14 protein-coding genes and 3 pseudogenes are annotated in these 16,323 nt (G+C 71.1%); 7 read left to right on the top strand and 10 right to left on the bottom strand.

The window, feature by feature from the left end; all coding sequences use genetic code 11:
* Positions 1–408: 408 nt before the first annotated feature.
* The 3 genes and pseudogenes from F7Q99_RS42785 to F7Q99_RS30120 form a co-directional block, all read left to right on the top strand.
* On the top strand, positions 409–4,326 hold the full coding sequence (locus tag F7Q99_RS42785) for a polymorphic toxin-type HINT domain-containing protein (RefSeq protein ID WP_195911310.1): 3,918 nt from the start codon (positions 409–411) through the stop codon (positions 4,324–4,326).
* Positions 4,323–4,763, top strand: a complete 441-nt coding sequence (locus tag F7Q99_RS30125) for a hypothetical protein (RefSeq protein WP_153467107.1) — start codon at positions 4,323–4,325, stop codon at positions 4,761–4,763. The genes F7Q99_RS42785 and F7Q99_RS30125 overlap by 4 nt, the downstream gene beginning before the upstream one ends.
* Positions 4,764–5,143: 380 nt before the next feature.
* Positions 5,144–5,293 (top strand): annotated as a pseudogene (locus tag F7Q99_RS30120) (IS5/IS1182 family transposase); the annotation flags it as partial.
* A 171-nt stretch (positions 5,294–5,464) separates the two neighbouring features.
* Here the strand turns inward: F7Q99_RS30120 and F7Q99_RS30115 are convergent.
* Positions 5,465–6,781 carry an MFS transporter gene (locus F7Q99_RS30115; RefSeq protein ID WP_153467104.1) on the bottom strand — a complete coding sequence of 439 codons (1,317 nt, stop codon included), beginning with the start codon at positions 6,779–6,781 and terminating at the stop codon, positions 5,465–5,467.
* A gap of 105 nt (positions 6,782–6,886) precedes the next feature.
* Between F7Q99_RS30115 and F7Q99_RS30110 the strand changes: the two genes are divergently transcribed.
* On the top strand, positions 6,887–7,471 hold the full coding sequence (locus tag F7Q99_RS30110; RefSeq protein ID WP_153467101.1) for a CGNR zinc finger domain-containing protein: 585 nt from the start codon (positions 6,887–6,889) through the stop codon (positions 7,469–7,471).
* A 173-nt stretch (positions 7,472–7,644) separates the two neighbouring features.
* A pseudogene (locus tag F7Q99_RS41810) lies at positions 7,645–7,749 on the top strand (IS982 family transposase); the annotation flags it as partial.
* A gap of 103 nt (positions 7,750–7,852) precedes the next feature.
* Here F7Q99_RS41810 and F7Q99_RS30100 read toward each other — a convergent pair.
* Positions 7,853–8,689, bottom strand: coding sequence for a transposase family protein (locus tag F7Q99_RS30100; protein ID WP_326846942.1), 837 nt, complete (start codon positions 8,687–8,689; stop codon positions 7,853–7,855).
* Between the two features lie 71 nt (positions 8,690–8,760).
* A complete protein-coding gene (locus tag F7Q99_RS30095) occupies positions 8,761–9,264 on the bottom strand; it encodes a hypothetical protein (RefSeq protein WP_153463723.1) in 504 nt (167 codons plus the stop codon).
* Positions 9,265–9,467: 203 nt separating this feature from the next.
* Here F7Q99_RS30095 and F7Q99_RS43795 point away from each other — a divergent pair.
* Positions 9,468–9,573, top strand: a pseudogene (locus F7Q99_RS43795) (IS982 family transposase); the annotation flags it as partial.
* 40 nt (positions 9,574–9,613) lie between these two features.
* On the opposite strand, the gene F7Q99_RS30090 reads toward F7Q99_RS43795, so the two are convergent.
* The 3 genes from F7Q99_RS30090 to F7Q99_RS30080 all read right to left on the bottom strand — a co-directional run bounded on the left by F7Q99_RS30090 (position 9,614) and on the right by F7Q99_RS30080 (position 12,255).
* Positions 9,614–10,462: a class I SAM-dependent methyltransferase gene (locus F7Q99_RS30090; RefSeq protein WP_326847334.1), complete on the bottom strand. Its 849-nt coding sequence runs from the start codon at positions 10,460–10,462 to the stop codon at positions 9,614–9,616.
* A gap of 719 nt (positions 10,463–11,181) precedes the next feature.
* Positions 11,182–11,736 (bottom strand): hypothetical protein, encoded by a 555-nt coding sequence (locus tag F7Q99_RS30085; protein WP_153467098.1) that lies wholly within the window; start codon positions 11,734–11,736, stop codon positions 11,182–11,184.
* 348 nt (positions 11,737–12,084) lie between these two features.
* Positions 12,085–12,255: a hypothetical protein gene (locus tag F7Q99_RS30080; protein WP_153467095.1), complete on the bottom strand. Its 171-nt coding sequence runs from the start codon at positions 12,253–12,255 to the stop codon at positions 12,085–12,087.
* 110 nt (positions 12,256–12,365) lie between these two features.
* Between F7Q99_RS30080 and F7Q99_RS30075 the strand changes: the two genes are divergently transcribed.
* Positions 12,366–12,848, top strand: a complete 483-nt coding sequence (locus tag F7Q99_RS30075) for a helicase-related protein (RefSeq protein WP_153467092.1) — start codon at positions 12,366–12,368, stop codon at positions 12,846–12,848.
* 206 nt (positions 12,849–13,054) lie between these two features.
* On the opposite strand, the gene F7Q99_RS30070 is transcribed toward F7Q99_RS30075, so the two are convergent.
* The 4 genes from F7Q99_RS30070 to F7Q99_RS30055 all read right to left on the bottom strand — a co-directional run bounded on the left by F7Q99_RS30070 (position 13,055) and on the right by F7Q99_RS30055 (position 16,276).
* The gene (locus tag F7Q99_RS30070) at positions 13,055–14,272 is read right to left on the bottom strand and encodes a PP2C family protein-serine/threonine phosphatase (RefSeq protein WP_326847333.1); all 1,218 of its coding nucleotides are present in this window, start codon (positions 14,270–14,272) and stop codon (positions 13,055–13,057) included.
* Positions 14,273–14,470: 198 nt separating this feature from the next.
* Positions 14,471–14,863, bottom strand: a complete 393-nt coding sequence (locus tag F7Q99_RS30065; RefSeq protein ID WP_153467089.1) for a PIN domain-containing protein — start codon at positions 14,861–14,863, stop codon at positions 14,471–14,473.
* Entirely contained in the window at positions 14,860–15,150 is a 291-nt protein-coding gene (locus F7Q99_RS30060; RefSeq protein WP_153467086.1) for a hypothetical protein, read from the bottom strand. The genes F7Q99_RS30065 and F7Q99_RS30060 overlap by 4 nt, the downstream gene beginning before the upstream one ends.
* 913 nt (positions 15,151–16,063) lie before the next feature.
* Entirely contained in the window at positions 16,064–16,276 is a 213-nt protein-coding gene (locus F7Q99_RS30055; protein WP_153467083.1) for a hypothetical protein, read from the bottom strand.
* Positions 16,277–16,323 lie beyond the last annotated feature (47 nt).

The following is a 16,323-nucleotide window of genomic DNA, read 5'->3' as shown; positions in this document are numbered from 1 at the left end:
GCGGGTAGGGCAGGGAAAACGACTTCGAATCCGACTGATCGGACACGGCGAGTGACGGTGCGTCACACCTGAGCCGGGACAGGCATCCTGTGCCGCGACGTAATATATGCCGCGCTGTCATGGCGCAGCATTGGGGGATGCCGGAGACCGCCGAGAAATGCGGTCGGTACGGCCAATTTCGGTGGCTTTCACGACAGTTGATCACATCGGCAAACCGGCACGTCAAGCGCGTACGAACCCGGGCGGCCGACCGATCGTCAGCTCGTGGGCGCCAGCCGGGATCTCACGTGCCACCAACAGGCAATCAGTACGAACACGAAGGGAGTTCGGGTGAATTCCGGACTGATATGGACAAGGCGGCGGGGAGGACGGCGCGGCATTCCGCTGTTCTGCCGAGGCGTGCTGCCGTTGGCCCTGCTGGCAGGCCTCATTACGGCCGCACCGGCCACCGCGGACACCGCCGCACCACCTGCCGCGAGCGCCCCGGCGGCCCTGCCCGATACCGATCGTGCCAAGGTGGTCGCCATCTGGAAGTCCGGCGGCCCGGCCGTCAAGGCGGCGGCCGAGAAGGCACTCGTCGCGCCGCTGGACGCCGATGTGAGCGCGTTCCTCACCACCGGTACGAAGGAAGCGGCCGAGGCGCTCGACGACAAGCAGATGACGATGGATCTCATCGGCGTCGGCGGCCGGAGCCTGCGCAAGGCGGCGCTCGCCGCGCTCACCGGCACGCCGCAGCAGCTGCACGCCTTCGTCACCGACGGCTGGAAGGCGCCGCTGGAGGCGGATCAGCGGGTCCAGGTCGCCAACCTCATCAGCAACGGCGGGCCCGAGGTGCGCCAGGCCGGCCAGGCCGCGCTGAACGGGTCGATCACCGACGTCCAGTCCTTCCTGCAGACGGGGCAGTACCCGCTCAGGGACGCCGACGACCGGGTGGCCGTCGCCCAGGCCATCAGCGCCGGCGGGCCCGCGGTCTACGCTGCGGGCACGGCCGCGCTGAACGGGTCGATCAACGACGTGCGCGAGTTCCTCGCCGTCGGCCTGAACACCGCCCAGGCGCGCGACCAGGAGTACGCGGACGTCAGCAAGCTGGCCGGTCAGGCCGCCTCCTCCGCCGCCGTGGCCAAGAACGAGACCACCGCCGCCCAGGAGGCCAAGGACCGCGCGGTGGACGCCGCGCAGCTGGCCAAGGACTCCGCCGCGCAGGCGGCGAGCGAGACCGCCGCCGCCCAGGGCGACGCGGCCAAGGCCGCGGACGCGGCTGCCCGTGCCGCCGCCGCGACCAGGCGCGCCGCCCAGGCGGCCCAGTCCGCGATCTCCGCGGCGGCCGCCGCCGACGCGGCCGCGCGGAAGGCGGCGAGCGCCGCCGCCGCGACCGCACTCGCCGCCGAGGGCGCCGAGCAGGCCGCCGCGCGGGCCGCCGACGCGGCCGCGGCCGCCGTCACCGACTCCGCCAAGGCGGACGCCGCCAACGTGGCCGCGAAGACCGCCCGCGCCGCCGCGGCCGCCGCCGCCTCCGCCGCCAACGCGAGCGACGGCGCCCGCGACGCCTCGTTCGCCTCTCAGCAGGCCGCCCTCGCAGCCAAGGACGTCACGGTCCAGGTCGACGCCGCCGCCAAGTCCGCCGAGGACGCCGCGGACTACGCCGACCGGGCGGGCGTATCCTCCGGTGAGGCCCGTCGGGCCGCCGCCGCTGCCCGCCGCCACTCCCAGGAGGCCACCCGCGCCGCCCAGGCCGCCGGTGACTTTGCCGGCGGCGCCGCCACGGCGGCCGCCGACGCCGGCACCGCGGCCCGCTCGGCGGCCACCCACGCCAACAACGCCGCTGCGGCTGCCGAGGCCGCGGCACAGCACGCGGGCCAGGCCACCGACGCCGCCCAGCAGGCGAGCGCCCACGCCGCCGGCGCGAAAACGGCCGCCGACGCGGCCTCGGCCGCAGCGACGAAGGCCCAGGACGTCCAGACCCTCGCCGACAAGATCGAGGCCGAGGAGCTGACCGGGCGCACCGCCGAGGCGATGGCCGAAGCCGGCGACGAGAAGGCGGAGTTCGACCAGGCGAAGGCCAACTCGGCCAAGGCACTGGCCGACGCCCGTACGCTCGACAGCCAGGCCGCCCAGCTGGCGGCCGACGCCGCCAAGCCCGACGCCGACCAGCAGCAGATCGCCACCAACGGCCGCCGGATGGCGCTCGCCGCCATGAAGACCCGGGGGCCCTGGAGCCGCTCGGCCGCGGAGTTCGCCCTGGCCGGCTCCGACAGCGCCGCCCGCTACTACGCCCGCACCGGCTGGCAGCTCGCTGCCCAGGCCGACGAGCGCCAGCGGACCAAGGCCGTCGCCGCCGACACCACCGTCAGCGCGGTGGCCACCGCCGCCAACACCGCCCTGGCCGGCGACGCCGCCGCGATCCACGCCTTCCTGACCACCGGTCAGTACCAGGCCGCGGCCCCGGACTTCCGCATCCGCACCGCCCAGCTGATCAGCGAGGGCGGCAGCAGCGTGCAGAAGGCCGGGCAGGCCGCGCTCGACGCGGGCACCGTCGACGCCCTGGTCACCTTCCTCAATTCCTCCCAGTTCTCCAACCGGGAGGCCGACGACCGCGTCAAGATCGCCCAGATCATCTCCGCCGGCAGCGCCGAGGTCCAGGCCGCCGGGCGGGTCGCGCTCGAAGGACCGCCGATGTTCCAACGGGCCTTCCTCGTCTCGGGCCAGTACACGGCGCTGCACAAGGACCAGCTGGCCCAGACCCACCGGGCCCAGGTCCAGGCCGTGGTCTCCCGGGCCCTGGCGACCGCCGCCACCGCCCAGCAGAGCGCCGCCGAGGCCGCCCAGGCCGCCGCCGTCGCCAACAACGCCGCCGCCGACGCGCAGAACGCCTCCCAGCAGGCCAAGGCCGCCGCCGACAGCGCCGCCGGGTACGCCGCGAAGGCCGAGCAGTCGGAGCAGGACGCCGTGCAGTCGGCCGCCAAGGCGGCAGAGTACGCCCACACCGCCGACACCGCCGCGCAGAACGCCCACAGCTCCGCCCAGGCCGCCCAGAGCGACGCGGCCTGGGCGAGCGCGAGCTACGACACGGCGCAGCAGTTCGCCGCGCAGGCGAACAAGGCGGCCGAGACCGCCCGGGCGGCCGCCGAGGCCACGAAGGCCAGCGAGAGCGAGGCGCAGCAGGCGGCCTGGCTCGCGTTCAACACCTGGTCCGTCAAGAACTACGAGGAGCAGCAGCTCCAGACCGAGTTCCAGGACTACCTCCTGAAGCTGAACTCGGACGACGGAAAGTTCACCCTTTACGACGCCTGGGCCCAGGGCGGGCACATGGCCCTCGACCTGATCGGCTCGATCCCGACCCCGGTCACCGAGGGCGGCGCCAACGGCGTCAACTGCCTCTGGTACGCCGTCGAGGGGAACGCCTCCGATGCGACTCTCTCCTGTGTGAGCGCCATCCCGGCGCTCGGTGAGCTCGGCACCTTCGTCAAGTTCGAGAAGTGGGGGGAGAAGGGCATCCCGATCTTCAAGTGGTTCGCCAAGGACCCGAAGAGCCCGAAGCCCCTCGACTTCCCCTCCTGCCCCGGAAACAGCTTCCCGGCGGGCACCAAGGTGCTCATGGCCGACGGTTCGGCCGAGCCCATCGAGAAGGTCCAGGCCGGGGAGCGGGTGCTGGCGGCCGACCCGGTGCAGGGCGGCACCGGCCCGCAGGAGGTGGCCGCGACCATCACCACCCCGCAGGACCGGGACTTCGTCCGCCTCGGGGTCACCGGCCCGGACGGCGCCGCGAGCACCGTCACCGCGACGGACGGCCACCTGTTCTGGTCCACCGACTTCCACGCCTGGCGCAAGGCGGCCGACTTCACGGTCGGCGAGACCGTCCTGACGCCCTCCGGGGCGAGCGCCCGGATCACCTCGGTGGCCGCTCTGCAGACCCCGCAGACCGCCTACAACCTGACGGTCGGCTCGGTCCACACCTACTTCGTGCTGGCCGGCCCGACGCCCGTCCTGGTCCACAACGGCTTCTGCCCCAAGGTCGACACCGTCGCGAACGACTGGATTGCCAAGGGGCTCCACGCCAAGATGTCCGACGGCGGTGAGGTGTCCTTCTTCGGGGCCCCCGACGGCAAGGGGGGATTCACCGTACAGATCCGCCCCTCCTTCCCGGGCAAGGGGGTGTCCAACAGGGCCGTCAAGGACGCGGCAGCCGCCGTCAACAATCCGAACTTCAGGGCCGACATGATGAAGAAGGCCATCGCGGGCCTGGCCTATCTTCGGGAGAACTCCCCCGCGAGCAAGGAGATCCCTCTGCTGGAGAACCTGGTCCGCGCCCTCGGCGGCAGGCCGTGACCGCCGAGGAGACCCTGGACGCGTTCCTGCGGACCGGGCACCTCGGCGTCGTACGGGTCGGCGTCCCGTGGTCTAGCCTCCGGGCCCTCCTCGGGGAGCCGGACGCGAGGATCGAGGGCGACAACCCGGTCTTCAAGTACGCGGACCTGGAGATCTACGTGGCCGGCCGGACCGGCACCGTCTGGATGGTCCAGCTGGAGTCCTTCGACGCGGTGTCACGCCTTCCGGTCGCGCTGGGCATCGCCGAGGTGCTGCGCCTCCCCGCTGACCGGGACGGCTTCGTCCGGTACCTCGAAGCGCACGACCTCGCCTACCAGGTGGGCGAGTTCCACGTGGCAGGCCAGGAGGAGATCGCCGTCCGTGACAGCGGGGTGATGGTCTTCTTCCACGAGGACGGGTCGTTCTCCGCCATGTCGGTGGCGGACAAGCTGCCGTAGCCGGCACTGAAGCGTCCCCCGGGCACAACGCCCGGGGGACGCTTCAGTCGTACGGGTGGCGGCAGCTGCGGCTCACCGGGCCGCCGGCCCCGCATCCACCACGACGGCATGCCCTCCGAGATCCCGTGGACTTGACCCTGACGCTGCACCTGCGAAACTCCTCACCGCCTACAAGAGACCTGCGCCAGGCACCTGCCGGCGGGCAGCAGCGCCGCGGGCAGAAGTTCAACGAGCTCCTCGCCGAACTCCTCCGGGCATGGGGACTGGCGGCCCGGCACAGCGTGCGCGGCGTGCACGGCCTGGACGAGACGGACGTCGCCTTCACGGCCGCACAGACGAACTACATCCTCGAAGCCAAGTGGGAAGCCGAGCCGATCAACGCGGAGCCATCCCGCGGCAACCGCACCCACCTGCGTCGACGCAGGATCAAGGCCGTCATCCCGGAGAAGAAGGACCAGGCCGCCAACCGAAAGAAGAAGGGCAGCGCAGGCAGCCGGCCCGTCAGCCACGACGCCGACCTCAGCCGCGACTTCACCCATCCAGGCGACATCACGAAGTCAAGTTCAGTAGCGGCGGACCTGGTAGTGGTCCAGGCCGCACTCGTTCTTCGCGACCTGGAACGACTCCTCGATCGCCCACCTGGCCGCGGCGACCTTGATCGCCTTCAGGCGGGTGGTGATGTGGTCCGGAGGCCTGGCGGATCAGGCGGCGGGCGGCGGCAGGTGGCGCAGCCGGCTGACGGGGGAGAGGGTCAGCGGGACGAGCATCAGGGCCGAGCCGACGGCGATCGCGGCGAGTCCCCCGCGCAGTCCCAGCGCCCCGCCGATGACGCCGCCGAGCAGGCCGCCCAGCGAGCCGCCGCCGAACAGCAAGGTCCGGAAGGCCGCGTTCATCCGGCCCATCAGCGGCTTGGGCGTCAGCGTCTGGCGCAGACTGACCATCACCACGCCTGCCACGCCCAAACCCAGGTAGCTGATGAAGAACGAGCCGACGAACAGGGCCGTCATCACCGGCTTGGAGGCGTCCGCGAACGGGAGCAGGAGCGGGCTCGTGAAGATCGCCGTCATCGACACCGCGTAGACCGCGCCCAGGCGGAACCGCTTGACGATCCGTCCGGACAGTGACGCGCCGGCCAGGCCGCCGACCGAGGACGCGGAGAAGACGACGCCGATCTCGGTGGGTGTCAGCCCCTGGTCGCGCACCGCGTATAGGACGAACACCGTCCACACCGAGACCATCGAGAAGTTGCAGAACGGTGCCACCAGGGCGAGCGGGCGCAGGACCCGGTCGCCGAAGACCCAGCGCAGCCCCTCGGCCAGTTCCCGCCCGAGGTGGCGTCCCTGCGCGGGCGGCTCGGGGCATGGCTCGGGCGTGCGGATCAGCAGCAGCGTCACGAGTGAGACCAGGTAGGAGAAGGCGTCCACCAGCAGCGCGACCGGCGCGCTCAGGGCGCCGACCAGTACACCTGCCAGGCCCGGGCCGGCGACGTCGGCGGTGGAGGAGGTGACGCCGAGCTTCTGGTTGGCCTCGACGTAGCGGTGCGGGTCCTTCACCAGGGTCGGGACGAAAGACATCCAGCTGACGTCGAACAGGACGGAGAAGACGCCGATCGCGCAGGCGAGCGTGAGCAGCACCGGCAGATCGAGGTGGTGGGTGACGGCCAGCAGCGGGATCAGGCCGATGAGCACCATCCTGGCGCCGTTGGCCAGCAGCATGACGCGCCGGCGCCGCATCCGGTCGACCAGGACGCCGAACACCAAGGCCAGGGCGAGGTACGGGACGAGCTGCAGGAAGCGCAGCAGTCCAACCTGCTCCGGGGTGGCCCCGAAGGCGATCACGGCGGTGAGCGGAAGGGCGAGGGTGGTGACCTGGGTGCCGAGCAGGGAGAGCGTCTCGCCGGCCCAGAACGTGAGGAAGTCCCGGTTCCGCCAGAGCGAGGCCTCAGCCGGAGCCGGCGGCTGCTCGTCCGCCGCACCGGTCTGTGTCTGCGGGCCGGGCCCGATCACTGTCGCGGTCATCCGGTGGTGCTCCCCCCGAGTAGTTTCTCATGGTTGCGATGGCTGCAACCATGAGAATCATGGCAGCAACACTTAACGGCTGCAAGTGGCAGCTACCATTAGGTCATGGATTCCCTCACCGCTTCGAAGGCCCCGGCCGGATCCGCCCCGCCGCTCGCCGTCGCGTTCGCGAACACGCTGGTCGCCACCCGCGGCAAGGTCCGCGACACCCTCGCCACGCCGGACGACCTCACGGCCTGGCTCGCCGTCAACACCGACACGGCCGACGCCGGCGCCCCCGGGGCCACGGTCGGCGAGGCCGACCTGGCACGGTTCCGGGCGCTGCGCGACGCGATCCGCGCCGTCCTGCGCGCCTTCGTCGACGCCGAGCCGGCCCCCGCCGCCGAGATCGAACGGATCAACGAGGCGTCCGCCGCCGCCCCGCACTGGCCGGTCCTGGCCGCCGACACCACTGGGTACACCGTCACCCCGCGCACCGACCGCGCCCCCGTCCCGGCCGCGCTCGGCGCCCTCGCCCACGACACCGCCGCCCTGCTCGCCGGCCCACTCGCCGCCGACCTGCGGGCCTGCCACGGCCCTGGCTGCGTCCAGTTCTTCGTGAAGGACCACCCGCGCCGCCAGTGGTGCGGCCCCGGCTGCGGCAACCGCGCCCGCGCCGCCCGCCACTACCACCGCCAACGCAGCCACTGAGCTTCCCCGTGTGTCCTGAACATGAAGGAGAGTTCGATGTAGGTAGAACGATCTGAAGTGGTGCTGCACGGATGATGAAGGTCTTGGCGTTTGCGCCGCCGCTTCACTCGCGGCTGGCCGCCCCACCGCCCTCGCCTGCACCTCACTTTGGCTGCTACCCGTCCGTCCCAGCGCCTCTGTTCAAGCCGTTGCGGCAGATCATCGAGTCGGTCAACGACACCTTCAAGGGCCAGCTCGACCTCGAACGACACCAGGGCCGCACACCCGGCGGTGTCATGAGGAAGTTTCATCGTGATTCGTGCAGGTCACCGGTCCTGGTGTGACGAATAATTGGGGTGCTCGCGCAGCTCATCACGGTGATCACCGCGCGGAGATCATCCGTCACCGTGCCACCTGGTGGTGCGTCAGCACCAGCAGGGCCCGCACGAGTGCGGTCGCGTGCCGCGGATGCATGCGCACCTTGGTCAGGATCCGGAAGGTCTTCAGGTTCGCGAAGCCGTGCTCGACCGGCGCTCGCAGGCTGCTGACCAGCCGGTTCACGACCTTCTTCGGGGACGAGAGGCGCTTTCCGCCGCTCGCCTTGAACCCCGTGATGACCGCCGGCTGCTCCTGGTCCCCGTCGTCCAGGCCGACGAACCCCAGGTCGGCCACCGCACCCAGTCGAAGTTCCCGCAGCCGCGCGCACAGCTTCTCGTAGCGGGCGGCCGTGATCTCGCTGCAGGCGCCCCGGCGGGCCGAGGAGATCCACAACAGCCGCCCCTTCGCGTCGGTCAGGGCGAGGAACAGCAGGCCATGCGCCTTGTGCTTGCCCGAGTAGTTCTTCCGGTTCGCCCGGCCGGTCCGCCGCCGGGTACGGATCAGCGTGCCGTCCAGAAGCACCACGCACCCGCTGTCCTTGGCCACCTTCGCCAGCGCTCGGTCCAGGCGGGGAGAGCGTGCGGCCAGCAGGTCGATCACCTCCAGTACCCACCGGCGCACCGTGGAGGCCGAGACCGCGTTGCCGCCGGCCAGGTCGGCCAGCCGCTCGTCGTTGCGCAGGTGGGCCAGTGCGATCACGGCGATCCGCCCGGCGTCCAGCTTGCGCCAGCGGGAGCGGATCGTCTTGCGGTGGGCGCGGATCAGGCCGGCCACGTAGTTGACGGTCCGGCTGGACAGCGGCAGGCGGACGGAGTAGACAAGGCTGACGGTGTCCCCGGTGGGGCTGGTCCTGGTTTTCACGAGCTTCCCAACTCCCGCCGGGGTAAGCCGTGTTGCGGCGGGAATCGGCCGTTATTCCGGGACCGCGCGCCCTACCGGGGCAGGTAGCGTCCGGCCGCGGTTCGGGTGATCCAGCCGCGTTCGGCCAGCTTGCGCAGCTTCCCGCGCACCGGCTCCACCTTCGCCGGCACCGGATCCAGCCCCAGCTCACGGGCCACGTCCTTGGCCTGCAGCGGGCCGTCGCCGTCCGCGACGATCCCCATGATCGCCTGATAGTCGGCCGGCAGGTCCTGCGGGCCGCTGTCCTGGCCGCAGTGCGGGATCAGCAGCTGGCCTGCGGCGCCCGGCGTCACACCGGCGCCGGGCGCGGGCGCGGCGGGTTCTCCGCCGGTGGCCTCCTCCAGGGCCTGCTGCCAGGCCTCGGCGTCGGGATGCCCGGCGTCAGCGTCCTCCTGGTACTGCCGGTAGACGACCTCAGCGGCCTCCAACCGAGCCACTTCGGCCTCGGTGTCTGCCAGCTGCTTGCGCAGCCGCTCAACGCGTTCTTCCAGCACCACGCGGCGCTCCAGCAGCCACACCATCAGGTTCTGAGCCATATCCCCTCCCGCGCGGGCCCACCACAGCCCCTGCTCGCACAGTAGGGGACCGGCACACAGCGTGCAGGAGATCCCGGGAAGACAGCCAGAAAGGCTGACGGATGATCTCCGCGCGACGATCACCGTGATGAGCTGCGCGAGCACCCCAACCACTTGTCACACCAGGGCCGGTGACCTGCACGAATCACGATGGAACTTCCTCCATGGTCCGGGTACTCCAGCGGATTTCTCGCGCTGACCGCCGCGATCTGGCACAACGACCAGACCGGACAGCCTGTCATGCGTTCCCTCACCGCGTACGACCACTGAACCTCTTGGCATCAGTCATCTAGGGAACCGGGAGGCCGCTCTATCGGCGGACCGCCGAGATCAGTCCGCCGGGCCGCTCCTCGTGCTGCGGCGGAGTGCTGATCAGGCGGCCGTAGGCGGCAGCGCACTCGCGCAGGGTGTGGCTGTCGGCCTCCCAGCCGTGCCCGGCCAGCCAGCCCACCGGGTCGTCGGGCATTTCCGAGACCCACATGGACGCCGCCGATCCCGGCATGGCGTCCGCGCCGAAGCGCTCGATCACGCCACGCGAGCCCAACGTCAGCCCCATCCGACTGCCTGCCGCCGACTGCGCGCTGATCCGGGCCAGCAGCAGCTCCACCGCGTCCTCGGGCAGGTAGATCAGCAGTCCCTCGGCGATCCACACGGTCGGCGCGGCTGGGTCATGCCCTGCGGCGGCCAGCGCGCCTGGCCAGTCCTCACACAGATCCACTGAGACGGTGATTCGCTCGCAGCGTGCGACGGCCCGCTCCTGGCGCAGGACCGATGCCTTGAAGTCCAGTGGCGCGGCGGTGTCGAGCTCGAACAGCCGGGTGCCCTCGGGCCAATCCATCCGGAAGGCCCGGCTGTCCATGCCGGCGCCGAGCAGCACGACCTGCCGAACCCCGGACGCGGAGGCCTGTTGCAACAGATCGTCGAGGAACTTCGTCCTGATGACTACGGAGAATGACACGGCCAGCCGACGGCGTCGCGCGGCCTTGTCATCGGGCGGCGGCGAGGAGGGCCACAGGCCGCCGGCGGCGGCGAAGGCCTGTGCCAGTGGGTCGCGGAACAGCGCGTTCTCCCGCTCTGTCTCCAGCGCCCGCACCCTGGCCACCCCCACCGCCGTGGCCCACACTCCCGACGGCTGCACCCGCTCCTGCTCATCAGTCACCGCGCCAGCCTAGATGATCGATTCCAAGGGGGGCCTGATGAGGAGCCAGGTTCATTCGCGGCCAGCCAGTCATGCGCGCACTGACCGCCTACGACCACTAAAACCACCATTAGGCGAAGATCAACAGTCACCCTGCGTACGCGACCACACGAAGTGGACCGGAGCCCGTTCTGGTGTACAAAGCAACGTAGTTGACCGTTGTGCTGACCGGCCCATCGGCCAGTGGACCCGCAGCCCTCAGAGCGGTCCGCACCGCCACCACCGGAGTCGTCAACGAGTGGGTGAACACCAGCGCCTCGTTCTCACACCCGTTCCGGCTTACCGACTGGCAACCATCCGCACCCTGCTGACCTAGCCACAACCCAGCGAACCGCTCGGCCAGGGGAAACGCATCCGTCCCGGTGAGGATGGCGACGCCGGCTACGACCTGTCGGCCTCGACCTGAGCTTGGGAATTTCGGGCCGTTGGCAGGCTGGAACCCTGGGTCTCTCGGACCTGCCGTCTGAGCTGCCCGGATTGTGGAGTGCCCTGGTACTGGCAGAGGCGTGCAGCGCCGTGACCGGGGATTTCGTTGGCGAGCCGGAATAACGGGCGTATCACGAGAATCTGCATGGATTCGTCGCCATCGGGCGGCCAGCCACGTTGGCTCCTCCAGCCGTGCGGGGTAGTTCCTGAACCGGCCGAAGGTTGCCGGCGGGAAGACGTCGGAGGGACTCGTATCAGCTCTCGTTGTGGGCAGCCGCCCGGTACGCCGCCAAGGCAGCCGGGAGGACGGCCTCCACACCGGATGAAGGCTTCTGCGTGACTACGTTGCGTACGGTGAGAATCACATCGCCCTCGCGGACAAGGGCCACCTCGGTGATGTACGGCTCCGGATCGTCGGGGATGGTCGAGGAGATCCGGAGCATCAGGCTGTCGTCCGCTGGTACGCCCGCTTCCGCCGTGGACACGGCGTTCTTCGTCGAGGAGCCGCCAGCGGGCAGCGTGTCGGTGTAGGAGGTGCACCGCTGCGCGGTGCCGCGGATGGCCGCCATGACGGCGGCGGCCTGGCCGGGCACGTACCGGTCGAGCGACTCCTGGCCGAACCAGCCGTAGTCGTCGCGACTGGCAGGCGGTTTCTCCAGGCCGACCGACACGTCCTCCGAGGGGCGGGCGTGAGTCGTCAAAAAGTCGTCCACCGCGAGTTCCGAGCACGGCATCGACTCGATCGAGACACTGGAGGAGGGGCTGTTCGGCGCACCGGTCACGGTGGAGTCGGCGTTGTTGGCCAGCACTTGGAAGCCGGACGGAAAGCTGGATTGGCGTCAGCAGGCCGTCGCGCAGCCGGATCTGCACAGGCACCGCAGAGGCCGGGGCATCACCTACCAGCTCTACGGGCGACTCGTGTGAACAGCCAGACAAGGCCAGTACCGCCGCAATGGCGGCGGTCAGCACGGCACCACGCACACGCACCGGATCTGTCCCCCTGGAGTCCATGATCCCGCGCAAGCTCTCATACCCCGCTTCGCGTCGGCGGCGGCCTTGGCCGCCACCGGCTCGGCGTCGACCTCGATCCCGATCGCCAACAGCAGGTCCCGCTGTTCCTCCTCCAGGCCTGGCCGGCCGGACCGCTGCGCCTGCACTCACCGGCCGAGCCGCTCGCCCTCGAACACAGTGTCCACGGGCAGCTGCGCCCAGTCGACCCGCCTGTGGGCCTCGAGCCACCACTGCCGCGCGGTGGCGTACGTCTGGTGCCCAGCGGTATAGGCGAGTTCGGCGGCGGGCCGGTACGCCCCGGCGCCGCTGGACAGCACGGGGGGGGAGGGGGGAGGACCTGCGCGAGCTGCTGAACCTCCCGGCCGTCGCCGACCTCCGTTCGCAGCGCTCGATCGAGGAACTGCTGCGCCTGGCCCTCCAGATCGCGGTGCGGCGCGCCGTCGCCGACCTCGGCCTGCGCCGCGTCATCACCTTCCACTCCCGGGTGTCGGCGGCGCGGGAGTTCGCGAACACCCCGCTGGACGCCTCGGAGCTGCTGCCCGACGCGGAGCGCCCGGAGCGGATCTGGGCGAAGGCGGTCGCCGGCACCGACCGCCTCAAGGACCGCCGGGCCGCCTTCACCGAGTTCAAGGCCCACACCGGCGAGGACGGCGAGGAGTGCGGCATCCTCGCCAACGCCCGCCTTCTGTCCGAAGGCATCGACGTGAGAGCTGTGGATGCCATCTGCTTCGCGGATCCGAAGTCGTCGGTCATCGACATCGTCCAGGCCGTCAGCCGGCGCTGCGCCAGTCCTACCGGCAGGGCAAGGTGTCCTGGGTCATCATCCCGGTCTACCTCCCGACCTCTGAGATCGGTGACGACACTGCCACCGCGCACCCGGCCGAGGGTCACGACGCCGGCGAGGCCGTGAAGGCCGAGGCCGGCGGAGACGGGGAGCAGCCGCCGGCGCCGGTGGAGTTGCCGATCGAGTGGCTGCGGATCAACGCGAAGCTGGTCCAGGCGTTCAGAGCGCCATACGCCGGGCGCTTCGCGCGGTCCTGGTCGTGCCCGCCGAACCAGCCGGTGGCCCTTGGACCGCAAGGTCTGGTGTGCGACCGGCCACCCGGCCGGGCGGCTTCAACGGTTGGGGTGCCACTCGGTGAGAAGGACGGCGGCGTCGTCCCGTAGGTGCTGGTTCTGGTGCAGGAGGATCTGCTGGATCAGGCGGCGCAGCGCCTCGGGTGCAGGTAGTCCGTCGGCCATGGCGCGCACGACGGTGTCGGTCAGGCGTTCTTCGCCGAACAGCTCGCCGCTGGCTGAGCGGGCCTCGGTAACGCCGTCGGTGAACAGCAGCACCCGGTCTTGGGGCTGGAGCTGGAGGGTGTGGACCTGCGGTGGTGAGTGGGAGCCGCCCAGGCCCAGTGGCAGGTGCGGGGTGCGTTGGAGCGCGCCGGGCACGACGTGGTGGTCGCGGATCAGCAGCGGCGCGGGGTGGCCGCAGTTGATCCAGTCGAGGCGGCCGGTGGCGGTGTCGAGGTCGGCGATGACGCAGGTCAGCAGGCGTTCGGGGATCCAGCGGGCCAGAGTTTGGTCGATCCGGTCGGCGATGTCAGTCAGGCTGCCACCTGTGCGCCGGGTGGAGCGGCATGCCGCCAGCGCCACGGCGCTGCAGCCGCCGGAGGCCAGGTCGTGGCCCATGGCGTCGAGCAGGGTGAGGTGCAGGCGGGTGCCGGCCAGGCTGTGGTCGAAGGCGTCACCGCCGACCTCGTAGGCCGGCTCCAGCAGGGCGGTGGAGGTCACCGTGGACGTCCCGATCGTGCGCGGTGGTACGAACGCCCACAGCAGTTCCGCCTGCAGCGTCATCGGCTGCGTGCGCATCGTCTGGGCCAGGACGTCGCTGTAGGGCTGCTTGGTCGCCACGATCATGGCAGCCAATGAGGCGAGAGCGGCGCATCGCTCCAACAGCGGCTCGTCGAGGATAGGCGCGGCCACCCGCAGAACACCGACGCGGCCGACACCGTCCACCAGGGGAAGCCACCCCACCTGGTCTGCACGAGCGTGGGCCGCGGCGAGCTGCACCGCCTGCGTGCGGTACGCACGCCCGGCGAGCGAGGTGTCAACGGACAGCTTCTCCAACTCCACGGGCACGCCGGCGGTGATTCCCGGTGCCTGGGCGGAGGAGGGCAGGGCGACCAGGTGGTGTTGCTGCACATCCGCGACGTAGATCCGTGCCTGGGACAGCCCCAGGCGGCGCCCGGCGGCCTCCACCAGCTCGGGGATCTCACGTGGGGCAAGGCGGTGGCAGGAGGCCAGCACGTCGGCGAGGATCTCCCCGAGACCGTCCTGGACTGACACGAGTGCTGCCCCTTCCCCGTCCGCGCCGGACGGCTCCGGCGATCTCCTCATCATCGCGCCACCCAGCTGCCGCCGTCTCAACGGCGCGCTGCGTCAGCCGCGGACCATGGTCGTGCCGGCGCCCTCGCCCGGAGCACACCGCCGGTGCCCGCGCTCGGGGGGATTCGGCTCGGGCAGTAACGCTCCTGGCAGTGGCACCTACGGCTCCAGGCGGGGGTCGTCGATGTCGACGGTGACGATCCCGGGTGGATAGAACTCCGCACGAGCCGTCAGGATCAGGTGCTGCTGCGGACGCACTGGGGTAGGCAGACTCGTGGCGATCGCGTGCGCCACGTCCTGGCCCCCATACCCGTCGCGGACCATCGTCGCCACCACCACGGCGGTACTCGCGTCCAGCGGCTCGAACTCCAAAGAGGGCAGCGCCAGGACCGCGTGCGCCGCACCCTCGTCCTTGATCTCTGCCTCGACCAGACACAGCACCGGCACCAGCAGGTGCTGGAACGGGCTGTGTAGAGCAGCATCCACGATCCGGTGCAGACGCGGGTGACCGGCGGCCAGCGCGGCCAGGGCGCTGGAATCCAGAATGATCACGCGCTGCGCCTAGGGGCGACCTTGGCGCGCGCGTCCTCCGCGGCGATGCCGTAGACCCGCTGCAGCAGGTCCGGGCCCTCGTCCAGCTCCGTATCGGTGAGGGTCATCCCGAAGTGCTCCCTCAGAAGCCGACGGCCCTCGGCAACGCGCTCGGCGATCTGCTCCGCGGTGGGCTGCTGCTCCACCAGCAGAGCCACCTGGGCGCCGATCGTGGTGCCGCGGGCTGCCGCGAGGGCGGCCAGCCGGTCACGCGTATCAGGGGAAACCTTGATCGTCGCATCAGCCATACCGCGATCGTACACCGCCGGTGTACCAGTGGTATACCGGCTCGGCCGGCCTTCCCGCCCACGTTGCTACCCGGGGGAATCGGGCAGCCACGGCGGGTGTTCAATGGCCCGGTCGCCGCAGGCTGAGCTGGGAGGACACCACCGTGGGACGCAAGAAGCCGGGCAAGCCGCGCCGGGAGCGGGCCGCCGCCGAGTACACCCCGCAGCAGCTCCAGCCGCCCGGCTACGACCAGTGGATGACCCTCGCCCCCGACGCCGCCGAGAAGGCCGCCACCGACCCTCGCCTCAGCCCCGAGACCAGCGGCCGGTGCCTCCATCACGCTGGCCTGCGTCGAGGATGCCGACCGGGGCAGTACCTCGTCGTCCTTCCGCCCGGCGGCCGCGCCCGCATCGCGCGCGGGGCGGTGGATGCTTCGCCCAGTTCTCCTCCGACTCCACGGGTCCCTCGGGCGCGGGGCAGCGATCTTGAGGTTCACCGCGCCGTACAGGTCGATGAACGCCCGGTAGTCCGAGGGGAGTTGGAGGCCGAGGCCGGCCGGTGCCAGCTCCCACGGCATCTGCGCCGGGGTGTACGCCGGCTGCCCCATGATCGCCCGCAGTCGCTCCCATGCCGCCCCGGCCATGTCCAGCCCCATTTTTCGCATCCGCATGTCGAACGGGCTGAACTGTAGGCGAGCCCTGTGACACGGAGGGTCCGGCGGTCAGCCGTCGGATGGGCGTCCCGGCCGGGGTGGCCCCGCCCGAGACGCCCTTGCACGCCCAGCCGATGGGCTGGGCCTCCGCGTCTGGCAGAGCGGTCGCGGAGCCGTGCCGTCAGGTCGCCGTCTGGCTGTCGGCTATGCGTCGGCCGGAGCCGCGTTGGTCGGTAGAAACCCCGACACGGTGGCAGGGTCGGAGGGCCGGGCTGGCTCTCTCAGTCCCACGGGCTGGTGGGCACCGGGCCTGGGGCGACGATCACCGCGATCTCGCCATCGCGGACACGGCCTGCCCAGACCTGGCCCCAGCCTTCCGGGACACCGAAGGTCAGCAGGTCGGGTTCCTCGTCGCGGGCGAGCTCGAAGTAGCCCTCGCAGAGGTCTTCGGTGTCCCGCCCGCTTCCCGGGCCGCCGAAGCCGGCGTTGGCCACGTCCGCCAGGCAGCGGAAGGGTTCGGTCAGCGGTTGCCAGGCGGTGG

Origin of the sequence: Streptomyces kaniharaensis (assembly GCF_009569385.1) — a bacterium.
Classification (GTDB): Bacteria; Actinomycetota; Actinomycetes; order Streptomycetales; family Streptomycetaceae; genus Kitasatospora; species Kitasatospora kaniharaensis.
Note: the sequence above shows the minus strand (reverse complement) of the source record. Positions and strands in the feature narration are given on the sequence as shown.

What these genes read in the sequence shown, in the direction of transcription:
- F7Q99_RS30115 (WP_153467104.1), bottom strand. Translation starts at nt 6,781, where the DNA reads ATGACCGCGACAGTGATCGGGCCCGGCCCGCAGACACAGACCGGTGCG.
- F7Q99_RS30110 (WP_153467101.1), top strand. Translation starts at nt 6,887, where the DNA reads ATGGATTCCCTCACCGCTTCGAAGGCCCCGGCCGGATCCGCCCCGCCG.
- F7Q99_RS30095 (WP_153463723.1), bottom strand. Translation starts at nt 9,264, where the DNA reads ATGGCTCAGAACCTGATGGTGTGGCTGCTGGAGCGCCGCGTGGTGCTG.
- F7Q99_RS30060 (WP_153467086.1), bottom strand. Translation starts at nt 15,150, where the DNA reads ATGGCTGATGCGACGATCAAGGTTTCCCCTGATACGCGTGACCGGCTG.